This window comes from Candidatus Borrarchaeum sp. (assembly GCF_019058535.1).
GTDB lineage: Archaea > Asgardarchaeota > Sifarchaeia > Borrarchaeales > Borrarchaeaceae > Borrarchaeum > Borrarchaeum weybense.
This window is the reverse complement of the sequence record NZ_JAHPYX010000033.1, coordinates 1-13,648: the sequence shown is the minus strand read 5'-3', so window position 1 is coordinate 13,648 and position 13,648 is coordinate 1. Positions and strand designations below refer to the sequence as shown.

The 13,648-nt window shown below is 37.3% G+C and carries 13 protein-coding genes, 5 tRNA genes and 1 pseudogene; 11 read left to right on the top strand and 8 right to left on the bottom strand.

Translation table 11 applies throughout. The features are described from left to right. Window positions 1-712 (bottom strand): iron-containing alcohol dehydrogenase (locus tag QVB70_RS01860; RefSeq protein WP_287582797.1); only part of this gene is annotated, 712 nt, incomplete at its 3' end. Between the two features lie 579 nt (window positions 713-1,291). Between QVB70_RS01860 and QVB70_RS01855 the strand changes: the two genes are divergently transcribed. Both QVB70_RS01855 and mutM read left to right on the top strand, forming a co-directional pair. Further along, on the top strand, window positions 1,292-2,818 hold the full coding sequence (locus QVB70_RS01855; RefSeq protein ID WP_287582795.1) for an IS200/IS605 family accessory protein TnpB-related protein: 1,527 nt from the start codon (window positions 1,292-1,294) through the stop codon (window positions 2,816-2,818). Window positions 2,819-2,958: 140 nt separating this feature from the next. Beyond that, complete coding sequence (gene mutM / locus QVB70_RS01850; protein WP_287582793.1) at window positions 2,959-3,801, top strand: bifunctional DNA-formamidopyrimidine glycosylase/DNA-(apurinic or apyrimidinic site) lyase; 843 nt, start codon at window positions 2,959-2,961, stop codon at window positions 3,799-3,801. Between the two features lie 30 nt (window positions 3,802-3,831). Here the strand turns inward: mutM and QVB70_RS01845 are convergent, their stop codons facing one another. Continuing rightward, window positions 3,832-4,068 carry a sulfurtransferase TusA family protein gene (locus tag QVB70_RS01845; RefSeq protein WP_287582790.1) on the bottom strand — a complete coding sequence of 79 codons (237 nt, stop codon included), beginning with the start codon at window positions 4,066-4,068 and terminating at the stop codon, window positions 3,832-3,834. 313 nt (window positions 4,069-4,381) lie between these two features. Between QVB70_RS01845 and psmB the strand changes: the two genes are divergently transcribed. Both psmB and QVB70_RS01835 read left to right on the top strand, forming a co-directional pair. Next, a complete protein-coding gene (gene psmB / locus QVB70_RS01840) occupies window positions 4,382-4,993 on the top strand; it encodes an archaeal proteasome endopeptidase complex subunit beta (RefSeq protein ID WP_287582788.1) in 612 nt (203 codons plus the stop codon). Between the two features lie 124 nt (window positions 4,994-5,117). Beyond that, complete coding sequence (locus tag QVB70_RS01835; RefSeq protein ID WP_287582786.1) at window positions 5,118-8,765, top strand: beta-CASP ribonuclease aCPSF1; 3,648 nt, start codon at window positions 5,118-5,120, stop codon at window positions 8,763-8,765. A 107-nt stretch (window positions 8,766-8,872) separates the two neighbouring features. On the opposite strand, the gene sepF is transcribed toward QVB70_RS01835, so the two are convergent. Together sepF and QVB70_RS01825 are read right to left on the bottom strand one after the other, a co-directional pair. After that, the gene (gene sepF, locus QVB70_RS01830; RefSeq protein ID WP_287582784.1) at window positions 8,873-9,268 is read right to left on the bottom strand and encodes a cell division protein SepF; all 396 of its coding nucleotides are present in this window, start codon (window positions 9,266-9,268) and stop codon (window positions 8,873-8,875) included. A 171-nt stretch (window positions 9,269-9,439) separates the two neighbouring features. Beyond that, complete coding sequence (locus QVB70_RS01825) at window positions 9,440-9,910, bottom strand: PUA domain-containing protein (protein WP_287582783.1); 471 nt, start codon at window positions 9,908-9,910, stop codon at window positions 9,440-9,442. A 220-nt stretch (window positions 9,911-10,130) separates the two neighbouring features. Here QVB70_RS01825 and QVB70_RS01820 point away from each other — a divergent pair, with 220 nt between their 5' ends. The 7 genes from QVB70_RS01820 to QVB70_RS01790 all read left to right on the top strand — a co-directional run bounded on the left by QVB70_RS01820 (window position 10,131) and on the right by QVB70_RS01790 (window position 12,245). Further along, window positions 10,131-10,361 carry an LSm family protein gene (locus QVB70_RS01820; RefSeq protein ID WP_287582781.1) on the top strand — a complete coding sequence of 77 codons (231 nt, stop codon included), beginning with the start codon at window positions 10,131-10,133 and terminating at the stop codon, window positions 10,359-10,361. Between the two features lie 47 nt (window positions 10,362-10,408). Beyond that, entirely contained in the window at window positions 10,409-10,594 is a 186-nt protein-coding gene (locus QVB70_RS01815) for a 50S ribosomal protein L37e (protein ID WP_287582779.1), read from the top strand. Window positions 10,595-10,618: 24 nt separating this feature from the next. Further along, window positions 10,619-10,756 (top strand) — tRNA-Ala (locus tag QVB70_RS01810). A gap of 35 nt (window positions 10,757-10,791) precedes the next feature. After that, window positions 10,792-10,929, top strand: a tRNA-Val gene (locus QVB70_RS01805). 151 nt (window positions 10,930-11,080) lie between these two features. Next, window positions 11,081-11,527: a glycine cleavage system protein H gene (locus QVB70_RS01800; RefSeq protein WP_287582777.1), complete on the top strand. Its 447-nt coding sequence runs from the start codon at window positions 11,081-11,083 to the stop codon at window positions 11,525-11,527. Window positions 11,528-11,584: 57 nt separating this feature from the next. Then, entirely contained in the window at window positions 11,585-12,022 is a 438-nt protein-coding gene (locus tag QVB70_RS01795; RefSeq protein ID WP_287582775.1) for a hypothetical protein, read from the top strand. Window positions 12,023-12,142: 120 nt separating this feature from the next. Next, window positions 12,143-12,245, top strand: a tRNA-Phe gene (locus QVB70_RS01790). A gap of 44 nt (window positions 12,246-12,289) precedes the next feature. On the opposite strand, the gene QVB70_RS01785 is transcribed toward QVB70_RS01790, so the two are convergent. The 4 genes and pseudogenes from QVB70_RS01785 to QVB70_RS01770 form a co-directional block, all read right to left on the bottom strand. Then, on the bottom strand, window positions 12,290-12,688 hold the full coding sequence (locus QVB70_RS01785) for a secondary thiamine-phosphate synthase enzyme YjbQ (protein ID WP_287582773.1): 399 nt from the start codon (window positions 12,686-12,688) through the stop codon (window positions 12,290-12,292). A gap of 54 nt (window positions 12,689-12,742) precedes the next feature. Beyond that, window positions 12,743-12,879 (bottom strand) — tRNA-OTHER (locus tag QVB70_RS01780). A 59-nt stretch (window positions 12,880-12,938) separates the two neighbouring features. Then, window positions 12,939-13,045, bottom strand: a tRNA-Gly gene (locus QVB70_RS01775). Window positions 13,046-13,248: 203 nt separating this feature from the next. Further along, a pseudogene (locus QVB70_RS01770) lies at window positions 13,249-13,648 on the bottom strand (16S rRNA methyltransferase); the annotation flags it as partial.

Below are 13,648 nucleotides of genomic sequence, written 5' to 3'. Positions count from 1 at the left end.
CCCCACTACTGATTAATGCTTCCATTACAATCCGCACGCTTCCTGGCATGCCTAATCTTATTTGATTTGCTCTTTCAATAATAATTTTTGCACTCATAGATGCAAGAGACGCGGCATACTCTCCATAATATTCGTTTCGGAGTTTATGTGCAAGTTCCCAGTCCAAAACTGCAGTAGAGTTGCTTATTATATCCCCACAGCCAGCAGCTAGTAACCGATAAGGAGCTTTTGCGATAATTTCGGTATCAGCGATAATAGCTATTGGAGGTTTAGCAGGAATTGAGTGTGGTATCATGGGTTTTTTAATAGACGCTCTTGGCGAGACGATTCCGTCATGTGATCCTGCTGTAGGTACACTAATAAAAGGGATGCTCAAATTCATGGCAGAGACTTTCGCCACATCTATGACCTTTCCTCCACCAACTCCTAAAACGATATTGATGTTCGATTCACGGATTCTTTTCTCAACTATTTCTACTTGCTCTAAATTAGAATCTTTGATGATCAACTTAAGCGGTTGAAATCCCTCATCTTCCAGTGAAGCAAGAACTGTATTTCCTGCAATATCAATTGTAATTTCGTCGGCAAGGACTAACGGCGCTTTTCCAAAATCTAATTCTGTGCATACTTTTCCAACATCAGTAATTACGCCTCCGCCAATTAGTACTTCACGCGGAAGTTGAAACCGATGTTTTGCTTCAGATGCTTCCATTTAATGCACTATCCTCGCATTTACAATAATAATAGTGATGATAATAATTTTGTGTATCAATTTTATTTTTCTCAATAAATAGTCAAATTCAATTTGCGTATAAACATGACTTGTAGCACCATGAACTTAAAGGTATTCCTTTATTGCGGTAGTCGTTATGATTCCCGATGAGAGCAGAATGTTATGACATAGCGTTGAAAGAGATGTTATATAAAGTTAAAACCATGTAAAGCGTAATTTTAAAGAAAGAAGTTAAGAAAGGTTTGTGATTGCCTTTAAAAATGAGATAAAACCTTTTTTCTTCCGTTACTGAACGTAAAAAGACCTTAACTTTAATCATAACGTTGAAAAAAACTCATTTCTTTATAAACGAACATCATGTCTTTATAAATAAAGCGCGGCCGCAGTTCATTTGAGTATATAAAGTCCGCGATTTTTGGTGGTGCTTAAATTACTTTGTAAAATACCAGATAGTAACTCAATCTGAGTTAATTAAAAGTGAGATAACAAGCAGAAAGTTGAGGAACTCCAGGCGCAATTACAAGAACAAGAAGGCAAGGGGCAAGGGGATTACTAGGAATGATTTATACAGCCAAATTCAGGATCTATCCCGACAAATTACAGGAACGTAAACTCCATGAGATTTTTACCATCTATAATCGAGTGAAACGCATCGGTTATAATCTGTTGTTTCACGGCGAGGATTACATGACAGCACGCTTCGGTGAAGTACAAATCATCCAGCAGTGTTTGATGAGTCTGTGTCATAACAACCCTTATGTCAACACCATCTTAATCGATAACAAGCAGAAACTGGAAGCACAAAAAACGTGGCTGGAAAAACGACGGGACTACATGACCAAACAGCTAAAAACTATTACTAAAAAAATCAACACCATAAAGGAACAGGATACACACGACAGACGGTTAAAGGGCTTATACGCCTGCAAATCCTCGATCATGGCGAAATTACATAATTTACACCTCGAACCCGTAGTATTTGGCACTAAGAAATTATTCAAAGACCGAATACGCGGCAACATAACTAGGGAAGAATTCAGGATACGACGGGATTCATCTTTCAGGTGTGTTGGAGTGAAAGCTAGAGGTGTAAAAAACTGGAATATCAAAATATTATCCGATAAAACAGTTAAGTTACGCACCTTTTCTAAACAAAAAGGTCACAAATGGTTGATTATCCCATTGTCCTTAAATTCTGTGCAGGAAAAATGGTATCAAGAAATTCTTAATGCTGATAAATACACTGTGACCGTAAAAAGGAAGGTCTTTATGGGAGAAATACGTTACTTTGTCCATGTGTCTTACGATATTTCAGAACCAAAACCCACTTACGGCTACGAAAACGGCACGATTGGACTGGATTTCAATTATAATTTTGTAGTGTTAACCAATGTGGATATGCACGGCAATTTACTCTCCTATCATAACATCTCGTTTGGCAACCTTCACACTTATAGAAAAGATAAACGAACTGATTATATCGCTTATAAGATGGATAAGGTCGTCAATTATTGCATCAATAAGGGTAAAGGCATTGTGATCGAGGATTTACAATTCGATCAAGAATTTTCCTATAATACAAAACGCAATCGGAAATTAAACAATTTGAAGACCACCGCCCTGCAATTATTGGGGCGAAAGTGCAAAAAACGCGGTGTGTCCATCCGAAAAGTATTTCCAGGATATACCTCCCTCATTGGGAAATACAAATATTCACGATTACATAATTTGTCAACCCATCATCTCGCAAGTTATGTAATAGCTCGAAGAGGACTGGGTTTCAAGGAAGCAATTCCAGCCGTCTACGATTGGGTGCTCTCACAAGTTGAGGATTTTATAGAGCCTCATTTGAAAAAGGGCGGTCCTTACCGTAGCTGGTCGATGATCCATGACCTCTTTGAGTATAGCGGGATAACCTCCTTCAAGACTGCCGAAATACTGAAAAAAACGATATTGATGAAGCAAGTGTTGAACTCGGTGACGAGCGCACAGCCCGATAACCTTAAGGCTGGTCTTTCCAAAAACGGAAAGATTGATGATTTTCATAAAGCGTGGGATTTCATAAACGATTCCGCTGTTTTATAAATAGTTGTAAGGTTTGCGTATAACATTAATGTTTTTAAAAGTGATACATTTTTAAAAAATAGAATACAAGCAAACATCTGCTTTCTTGCTCATCAAAAAATCAAAATGATTTCAAAATCAATTTAAGGAGATTTAAACTAATGCCTGAAGGACCTGAAGTCGAATGTACTAGACAATATCTACAGTCATTAATTGGGAAAACAGTGAAGAAAATTCAATTAACAGAGCTTTCACAAAAATATCCCAAATACCAAAATAGACAATCAGACTTTGATTGGTTTAAGAAACAACGATTAATTAATATTGAGCGTATAGGTAAATTTTTAGTTTGGCGTTTTGATGGAAAGATTATTTTAAATCACCTAGGCATGTCAGGCAAGTGGATTCTCGTAAAAAAAGGTAATCAAAAGCTGCCTTCACATTCTAAGGCTCTGATATACTTTGAAAAATACCCTCAATATGCTATTTTTGATGATATTAGAAATTTTGGACAGTTTAAAGTCTTTGAAAGTTATGAAAAAGTGATGCAGCATGACCCAATAAGAAAAATGGGTGTAGATGGATTAGCAAAACCATTTCCGATGAAAGAATTTCTCGTCAAACTCAACAAGCCAAATTACGCAAACAGGGAAATTGGCGCTATATTAGTTGATCAAAAATTAGTAGCTGGGGTAGGTAACATCTATAAGTCAGAATTATTAGCTTTGGCAAAAATAAATCCAACCCGACTTGTAAAGACTCTCACCAAAAAAGAAAGAAAAGAACTTGGGATATCGATATCAAAAACGCTCTGGAAGGCAGTTGATTGCAATGGAAGTACCTTGAGCACGTTTCAAATTCCAACAGGTCAAGAAGGATCTGCACAAAACTGGCATAAAGTCTATGGGAAACATGGTGAAATATGCCAAAACTGTAAGACAGAAATAACCCGTATTGTCCAAAACGGAAGAAGTACCTTCTTTTGCTCGGAATGCCAAAAATGAGTATGATTGTAGAAAAAAGAAGAAATTAGGTTATTTTTTCTTGACTAGGGCAACAATCTCATATCCTTCTTTGTGGACTTCTAGCAATTCATTTCCAGTGTTTTTTGCCCATCTTTTAATGTCTTCCAGAAAAGCTGGGTCATCTGCAATAATCTTCAAAACCTGACCTGATGATAATTTATTAATTTCTTCGCGGGTACGAAATATAGGTTCTGGACAGTAGAGCCCACTGCAGTCCACTACATTATCCGCCTTTTCTTCTGACATAGAAATCTCCTCTACTTATTCTTCTTCTCTTCAAAAGGTAAATAAAGATAATCTCTTCGTATATTTAAGGATTTATTTTGGAGCAATCGGTACTTTAGGGAACCATTTAATGTTTTGTGGTATGAAAGAATCTATACAAGAAATGCACGAAGAAAAGGCTTTAAAAAGTAGAGCTACGTCTTTAACCTCCAAGGTAAAAATCGAAATTTATTTAAAGACTGGGGATAGAGTAGAGACGAGGCTTACTCTTTTTCCTCATAAAGTTAATTTAGATTCATATTTTTAATTTAATTCATTATGCTAAGGTGTTTGGATGACCACGACTCTTGGTTTAGTCCTACGCGATGGAGTGATTTTAGCAACTGATATGCGGGCCACAGCAGGCTATTTCATTTCACATAAACATGCACAAAAACTCTTCAAGATTGATGATCATCTTGGTGCTACCATAGCTGGAAGAGTTGCAGACGCACAGCAAGTCATGGATTGGGCTCAAGTTGAAGCATCACTCTATAAACTGCAGCGCGGAGTTCCAATGCCAGTTAGGTCAGCAGCACGTTTGATTGCTAATATTCTTTTTCAATCAAGATACATGCCTTATTATCTCCAAAGCTTGATTGCTGGAGTTGATTCTACAGGTCCTCACTTATTCATACTGGATCTTCTTGGAAATCTTGTAGAGGAGAAAAGTATTTCGACGGGTAGCGGATCCCCGTTCGTTTTTGGACTATTAGAGGATCAATATGATGAAGGAATGACTGTTGAAGAGGGAAAGGATTTGGCAGTCAGAGCTGTACATTCCGCGATGGAACGCGATGCTGCATCTGGTGATGGCATTGCAGTTGCAGTCATTTCTGCGGAAAAAGGCTTTACACCAGTATCTGAAGATGAAATTAAGCAGATTTTGAATGGATCGAAGCGATAAACCCCGTATATGTATATGGATGTTTTCTTTCTACATTTCGCTCTTTTCATTGTTCAAGAGTACCTAGTCTTCCTTAAGTTATAGTAAACAGTAGATAACATAGTTTATCATTATTGGTGATTTAATGTTTTTAAACGACGAATTTAACAAGATAAAACACACAATTCTAGAAAGTATTCCTAAAGACGCAAGTGTTTCTGATATTGAATTTGAGGGTCCTGAGATTGCTATTTATTCAAGAAATCCAAAAGTTTTGTTAAATAATGGCGATATCATAAAGGTACTTGCTAAACGTTTACGGAAACGGTTGGTTATTCGATCTGACCCTGCATTACGAATGCCTCCGCAACAGGCTGAAGCAGAAATCAAAAAGATAGTTCCAGAAGAAGCAGAAATAAGTTCCATTAACTTTGATGACAATGTCGGAGAAGTTATTATTGAAGCAAAAAAGCCTGGATTAGTTATTGGCCGTAATGGAACTACACTCAAGGAAATCACACGTAAAATATTTTGGCGTCCTTCTGTTATACGAACTCCTCCTATTCAGTCCCGAATTGTTTTACAACTAAGACACGCTCTACAAAAAGACAGCGAGAAACGAAGAGGGATTTTAAAAACAATTGGTCAACGAATCCATAGATCAGTCATAATGCGCAACGGTTGGTTGCGTTTTACAGCATTGGGAGGCTTTAGAGAAGTTGGTAGAACATGTCTCTTTGTACAAACTGCAGAAAGTAATGTTTTAATTGATTGTGGTATAAATGTTGGTACTTCTAGCCAAGGTAATTCTTTTCCTCGATTAGACATGCCAGAATTTGATCTTGATGAATTAGATGCCGTTATCATTACTCATGCTCACTTAGATCATTGTCTCCCGCCCGATACTCCTATTCGAATGGCGGATGGCCGTTGGAAACCAATTGTTGATGTTGAACCTGGAGAGCAGGTAACCAGCTTCAATTGGGAAACTGGTGAATTTGAGCCAGCAAAGTGCACTGGAAAAACTGTAACAAACGGCCATCAAGAAATATTAGAAATTATTACACCTTATCACCAACTCGTTGCTTCTCCTAATCATCGTTTTTTCACAATTCAAGAACTTGAAGTTCGTGAGGTTGAAGCTCAAGATTTGCAGGAAGGGATGCTTCTACCTATTCAGCGTCCTATAATGGTTGAAAAAACCTCACCTGTTAAATTGGTAACTGATATTCAATATGAAGGATTAATCCCTCTCACTACTGATATAGGGGAATTCTTACGAGAACTTCGCTTAAAGCGACATCTCAAGCAAGCACAAGTAGCTAAAAGTGTTGGTGTTCATGTAAACACAATTTCGAAAATTGAGACTAATCCTACTTCTACAACTCTGCCTGTTATTCGCGCCATAACTGAGTTTTATAACATCGAATGGAAAACTTTTGCTGAAAAATTTGAATTTCCTAGACTTCCTGAGACTCTCACTCCTGAACTTGCTCGATTAGTCGGGTACATTCAAGGTGATGGTCACAAATCTAATGAATATTCCTTCCGCATTACTGAAATGGATCAAATGCTAATATTAAGTTATTCCAGATTAATAACTCAACTATTTCGTGTTAAACCTTCTGTTAGAGAGAGAAAAGATACACAGACACCGACATATACAATTTCAGTAAACAACGCGCAAATCCTTAGGTTCTTAGAAAGTAATTTCTCCACTATTTTCTCAAAGAGTAAAGACCTTGAAGTCCCTGAAATAATCCAAGATGCTCCACTATCGATAAAACAAGAATATCTCAAAGGATTGTTTGACGCCGAAGGAACAGTTGTAATTGGAATCAAATTCTGTAGTTACAGCCATAAACTTTTACGTCAAGTCCAGTTTCTCCTTTACCAGCTTGATATACCTTCCTCAGTACACCTTAAAGGCAATGTAATACGTCTAGCTAGTCCCTATGCCCTTAAACGATTTTCCGAATTGGTAGGTTTCACCGCTCCAACGAAAAACAAGAAGTTAGAAAAGAGGCTTTCATCATTCTCTGACGAAAGATTTGTTTATCCATCGTCACTTATACCTATTTCTTCAAAGGATCTTGAAACCATTCTACGAGAAATTGGAATACTTGGTAGGATACATAACAGTCCTCGCATAACAGAACTTCCTATGGCAATTCTCGATTGGTATCGTCGCAAAAAAGGATATGTTACACGACCAACTGTTGAACAACTTTTAGAAGTTCTATTGGAACGTTATAATTCTATTGAACTCCTCAAAGGAACGCTAAAACATAATCTACTTACTGCCCGTCAACAACTCACGATCCCTCGATCAATAGTCGCTGAGGCAACTGGCCTATCTACAATGCAGATTCAATACCGCGAGGAAGGCAATTTATATGATTTTGCAACCGAAGAAATCGAAGAATTCCTAAAAACACAAATAGACAGAATCCAAGACAGCATTCGTGATATTGTCCAAAAGATTCATCATATTCTCACACTCAATGTCGAATGGCATCGCATAAAACGTATCAATAGTTCTCCCAACACCAAACCTCTAATTGACATCGAAGTGCAACCCAACCGCAGTTTCGTCGCAAAAGGAATAGTTATCCATAACTGCGGCTTTGTTCCTTTTCTATATAAATATGGTTATCGAGGTCCCGTTTATTGTACCAAGGCTACTCGTAATTTAATGACCTTGTTGCAACTCGATTACCTAGATGTTGCTGAACGCGAGGGAAAACTCTCTCCATACAAGCAAAAAGATGTGAAAAGCGTTGTTCTCAATACTATCCCTCTTGATTACGGGGAAGTGACAGATATCAGCCCTGACGTAAGATTGACTCTCCATAATGCAGGACATATACTTGGAAGTTCTATATCACATCTCCACATAGGAGACGGCCTATACAATGTCGCTTATACGGGCGATTTTAAATTTTCTAAATCAAGATTACTAGAGGCTGCCACATCACATTTTCCTAGGCTTGAAACCCTTATTTTAGAAAGTACTTATGGAAATGTAGATGATAACTTGCCTTCTCGACGTGAATCTGAAAGACGATTGATTCATGCGATTAATAGAACCATTCAACAAAGAGGAAAGGTTCTAATACCTGTTCTAGCAGTAGGTAGGGCTCAAGAAATAATTGTTTTATTAGAAGAGGCGATAAGGCACAAAATCATGGAAGAAGTTCCGATCTTCATTGAAGGTATGATTTCTGAAGCCACAGCCATCCATACAACACATCCAGAATATCTTGCCCATGATCTACGTGATAAAATATTCCATTATGGTCTAAATCCATTTCTAGCAGATTGTTTCACCCAAGTAGACTCTTCAAAAGCGCGTCCTGATATAGTAGAGGGTGAACCATGTGTTATACTGGCAACATCTGGAATGCTTTCAGGCGGTCCTTCGGTCGACTATTTCAGATATCTGGCACCTGACCCAAAAAACACGGTCATTTTTGTATCATACCAAATCGAAGGAACTTTAGGAAGAAGGATACAGAAGGGTCAAAAAGAAATTCCTATGACTGGTGGAAAGAATTCTAAACCACAGATAGTTAAAGTTGCCCTCAATATTGAAACTGTAGAGGGCTTTTCAGGTCATTCTGACAGAAGACAATTAATAAACTATACAAAACAAGTTACACCACGACCTGAGAAAGTTATAACATGCCACGGCGAAAAATCAAAGTGTATAGGTCTAGCAAAGTCACTTAAAAAGATATTAAGGACTGAAACTCACGCCCCAACTAATCTTGAAACACTTCGCCTTGTTTGAGCATATCTTTCGTACTTAAATTAACTCAGAGATCTAATCTGTTTTGAATTAGTTACTGATGTTCTAGTTTAAAATGTGAGGGTAATAAAAAAATTAAAAGAGCTCAATCACTCTCTCCAGATACGGATAAACGATGGAGTTACTATTAAGGTTTCACCACCGACAATGTGACCTATATCTCCGCCAACGAAGCGTAAAATGCCACGTATTTGCTCAATTGCTCTCATACATTCACGTGGTCTTTCATAAAGCCCCGTTAGGTGAACTATCAAAATATGTCCTCGTTTAAGCTCCTTTTCTATCCCTGAGATATCTTCCAAACAAGTAGGATGTATTGATTTAACATAAATTTCAGTGTTTCCCATTAATTCTGTTATATTTTCTCCTTCCTGATCAAACATCTCAAATTTGTCTAAGTATTCACCGATGTCTTCGTCGAATGAAATTTCCTCGACTTCTTTTCCCCTAAAAAAATTTCTGAATATTGACGTAATAAATCTCACCCCTTATTGTATTTCCATACGAAATTAGACTATTTTTTTATCGAATCTCATTATTCTATAACAGAATTGTGACGGATTCTTTTATGAAAGATAATATTATACCCGTATCTCTCTAGATATTATTGTTCCCGCAAAAAAAAGTATTATGTCGGAAACAAATCGTTAAGTTATTCAAATCCCAGCTAACTCAAAATATTTATCTTTTATGTAATGTAGATTTTTAATCGCTTTTCCATGAGTTGTATTTTTAATTTCATCACTGCTCATAAGCGCTATTCCTATTCCAATGGGCTTATTTTTAAATTCCTCATTAACAGTTATTACATCGCCTTCGGCAAATTGATCACTTCTCGTTATTCCTGGAGCCATCATATCTGCCCCATTCAAAAACGCTTTGACGGCTCCTTGATCGACATAAACTGCTGGAAGCTCAATTTTCCTCTCATAAATCGAGAAAAGAGAAGGAATAAATTCGTCGCTAATTTTAAGCAGCTGTAAATTTTCGTCTACAAAGTATGCAGTTTCATTATTAGATATTTGTATTCTTTCAACTCGACTTTTTTTTGGGAAAAGTGTTGCCCCAAGATCTCCAAATCTCATTAACACCTCGTTTCTCAGTCGTTTAATGTCAGAGGATTTCATGAAATGACGTTTCAATTTCAAAGTATCGACCATTCTTTTGTGTTTTTTATTCCATAGGGCTTATTGGATCAAATTCCTATTACTTCTGAAGTTTAAAAATAGATTTAAAGATATCTTGTTTTTGAAATACTGGAATGAACAACCCAAGCAAAAAACAAAACTTTTTAAATATTCTATTACAACTTTTCCCTCCGTTAAATTACTGAAGAGGTTGGATATAATGTCAGCTGCAGATAAGCCAATAGAACTCTTACAACGATCTTTAAATGCAATCGTCCTGATAAAACTCAAAGGAGGACGTGAAATTCGTGGAAAACTCCGTTCCTATGATCAACATATGAACCTTGTGCTAGAAGAGGCCGAGGAATTTAGGGCCGATGAGATAAAGGCTCTTGGAAAAATCATCGTTAGAGGCGATAATGTTATACTTATCTCACCACCTCCACGTTAATTACTATGCTATAAGGCTAAACTAACTTAACTACCAAGGTGAATACAATGGGTAAAGGAACTCCCTCACTTGGAAAGAAAAATAGAAAGGTTCACATAATGTGTAGAAGATGTGGTCGTCGTAGTTATCACGTTCGCAAAAAACAGTGCGCCGCATGTGGTTTCGGTCGATCGAAAAGAATTAGACGTTATTCATGGACAAATAAGAAGGTAAACAAAGTAAGAGTGGTTTAGCCTTTATTGTTATGTCAATTTTGTGGGCCGGTAGCTCAGCCTGGAAGATCGCCGCGTTGGCATCGCGGAGGAGCAGAATAGATGTTCTATTCTTCGCCGACCCGAGGGTTCAAAAGGAATTGGGATGACTTCCAATTCATGAAAATCCCTCCCGGTCCACCATTAATAAAAACACCCCTTGTGTAATTAATGTATACGGGCGGGTGGTCTAGTTGGTTATGACGCCGCGTTGACGTCGCGGAGTATTCATACACTTGATGTATGGACCCGAAAGTCGTGAGTTCAAAGGAAAAAGGAGAGAATCTATCTTTCTGAAAATCTCACCCCGCCCACCATCTTATCCTAACTGTTTTTGACGAATAATTCAGTAAATAAGAATTATTAATCGTTAGATGAAGATAGATCACACTAAAATCCACTAGATTTTTAAATAGTCGAAAAACAATAAGGGAAAATGGCAAATAAAATTTTAAGTGGTGATCTTTTATGAAAATTGGCGATCTTGAATTTCCCGAAGATCTATATTATTATGCAGAACATCATATTTGGTTGAAACAAGAAGAAGAAGAAGATAAAGTTAAAGTTGGTATGGATGCCTTTGGACAGAAGATAGCAGGTAAGATCCTTTTTGTGAGACTCCGTCCCGCAGGCAAAGCTACAAAAGTTGGAAAAACATTTGGAACACTGGAGACGGGGAAATGGGTAGGACCTTTGAAGTCACCAGTCGCTGGAACTATCGCCGAAGCTAATCCCGCAGTTAAAGACAATCCTTCCTTAGTTAATGATGATCCTTACGGCGAAGGATGGCTTCTTGTCGTTGAGCCTTCAGCTTTAGATGCCGATCTTGCAGGTCTCATAAAAGGCTCAGACCAGGACGCGATTACAAAATGGATCGAAGAAGAACAGCAAAAATATGCTGACAAATTGGAGTAAAACGTATTTCTTCATTTCAATTTTCATTTCCACTTTTTTATAGTGGTGTTTGTAGTTATGTCACGAATCTATCCATGGAAGCATTATAGCCTTGTAGGTGTAGTAATCACTATATTTGGGCTTTCTCTAGTAGCTCAACTTCCAACTCTGTATCACGCTAGCCAAATTCTAGCAATTCAAAGCGCATCTATACTTATTTCAAGTCTTATTGGAGGCGGTCTAGCAGTTACTGGAGCAGCAATTCTGTTCACTGAAGGAATTGCCCGTAGAAGTAACCTTAGCGAAAGTCAAATACTTTATCCAACGTTAGGTGGATCTTTTATCTCCATCACAATCTATCTAGGAATCTATATGCTTTTTGCAGTGATTCTTTATATTCGCAAAATCCCGTACCTTTCCTTTGTTGATCCAGTTTTCCAGTTTTTGTTTTTAGTGATTGTTGCAGCTTTTGTGCTTCTACTTAGTGCGGCACTATTTGAAGAGAGAACCCGCTGAGTCAACGATCTAATTTCATTATGATACAGGACTTTGTTAAGAAACTGAGTGTTAGGTGCAAAAATTTATATACGAAGCCAGACTTTTCTGTCTAAGTCGAAAAAGTAATGGACTAAACAGGCGGCTGTAGCTTAGACAGGGAGAATTAAATAATCCTTTAATTACCTATAGCGTCGGACTGAAGATCCGATTGTCGCAGGTTCAAATCCTGCCAGCCGCACCATATTTCTTTTTAAAAATGCTTTGTGATACTTATCGCTTGAAATATTATCCTCCTTGCATTTTTACAAATAGTTTTCTATTACGTGGTCCATCGAATTCGCAGAAATATATTCCCTGCCAAACTCCTAGAGCAAGAGCACCGTTTTCTATGATTACTGTACGATCTGGACTAAAAAGTGATGACTTAATGTGAGCTGGAGAATTGCCTTCACTATGTTTATATGTGGCGTTAAATGGAACGATTTCATTTATGGATTCGATTATATCGCGAATAACATCCGGATCTGCATTTTCATTAATGGTAACGCCTGCCGTTGTATGTGGGACAAAAATAACACAAATGCCTTCTTGAATCCCTGATTTTCCAACCACTTTCTTGATCTGACTCGTGATATCAATTAGATCAACTTTTTTGTGGGTTTTAATTTCAAGTTTTTCTAACATTTTTTATTCCTCCTTCTCTTAGAATAAAGTTATAAATAATTAATAAAAGGAGATTGGTGCGGCCGCCGGGAACTCCCAATAGAAACGATATGTTCCTACTTTTTGAACCCGGGTTACTGACTTGGAAGGCATCCTCCGCATTTCCTCTTGAATATACGGCAGAGTCCTAAACCGCGCTAGACTACGGCCGCGCATTAATTTATAAAGATATAAAATCCAATTCTGTTCCAAGATATTTACCGAACTAAAATGGTGCGGCTGCCGGGAATCTCAAAATGGGTTATATACCTCAATTTTTTTGAACCCGGGTCATCGACGTGGCAGGCCGAAGTCTTAGCCAGGCTGGACTACAGCCGCACAATGTAAACTATATTCTAAGGAATTGAAACGTTTAACTTTTATTCAATTCAATTCCTATATAGAGAAAAAGCTGTTTAAAAATGTTATGACAAACTGAAAATGCGATTTCTACTCATAACACATTTCTAGCAAACGGTATTTTGAAAAAAGAACTACTTAATTTAGCAAAATCATTCGAGATCAACGCATAATGATTCAATCTAAAAAGCATTATTAAAGTCTATTTTTGATGATATTTCGTAAGAATAGAGTACTCTTGATATAGCAACATGAGCATCCAGTGATATTTTACTTATAGAAACTACTTCATCTGCAATCTCCAATGTTTTCTTTTCAAATTGACCATGTGGGAATCCACCTACAATAATTACCAGTGGTTTGATTTCAACTGCCTTTTTCATTAAATTGTTTAATTCAACCTCTTTGCCTGTTTCAGAGAATAAAATTGTATGTTTTGGCTTTATTTCATCATGAAGTTCTTTTAAAGTCATTTCATGAATAGTAAGTAAACTGGGTCCTTTTGGAGGTACTTTTTCCATTGTGAACAATTGACTCATTAATCCCAAAAAGCGGACATAATTACGTGGGAGTCTTACATTG

Coding starts and splice junctions, on each gene's coding strand:
- QVB70_RS01785 (WP_287582773.1), bottom strand. CDS start 12,688: ATGTTAGAAAAACTTGAAATTAAAACCCACAAAAAAGTTGATCTAATT.
- QVB70_RS01845 (WP_287582790.1), bottom strand. CDS start 4,068: ATGTCAGAAGAAAAGGCGGATAATGTAGTGGACTGCAGTGGGCTCTAC.
- QVB70_RS01820 (WP_287582781.1), top strand. CDS start 10,131: ATGTCAGCTGCAGATAAGCCAATAGAACTCTTACAACGATCTTTAAAT.
- mutM (WP_287582793.1), top strand. CDS start 2,959: ATGCCTGAAGGACCTGAAGTCGAATGTACTAGACAATATCTACAGTCA.
- psmB (WP_287582788.1), top strand. CDS start 4,382: ATGACCACGACTCTTGGTTTAGTCCTACGCGATGGAGTGATTTTAGCA.
- QVB70_RS01825 (WP_287582783.1), bottom strand. CDS start 9,910: ATGAAATCCTCTGACATTAAACGACTGAGAAACGAGGTGTTAATGAGA.
- QVB70_RS01815 (WP_287582779.1), top strand. CDS start 10,409: ATGGGTAAAGGAACTCCCTCACTTGGAAAGAAAAATAGAAAGGTTCAC.
- QVB70_RS01800 (WP_287582777.1), top strand. CDS start 11,081: ATGAAAATTGGCGATCTTGAATTTCCCGAAGATCTATATTATTATGCA.
- QVB70_RS01835 (WP_287582786.1), top strand. CDS start 5,118: ATGTTTTTAAACGACGAATTTAACAAGATAAAACACACAATTCTAGAA.
- QVB70_RS01855 (WP_287582795.1), top strand. CDS start 1,292: ATGATTTATACAGCCAAATTCAGGATCTATCCCGACAAATTACAGGAA.
- QVB70_RS01795 (WP_287582775.1), top strand. CDS start 11,585: ATGTCACGAATCTATCCATGGAAGCATTATAGCCTTGTAGGTGTAGTA.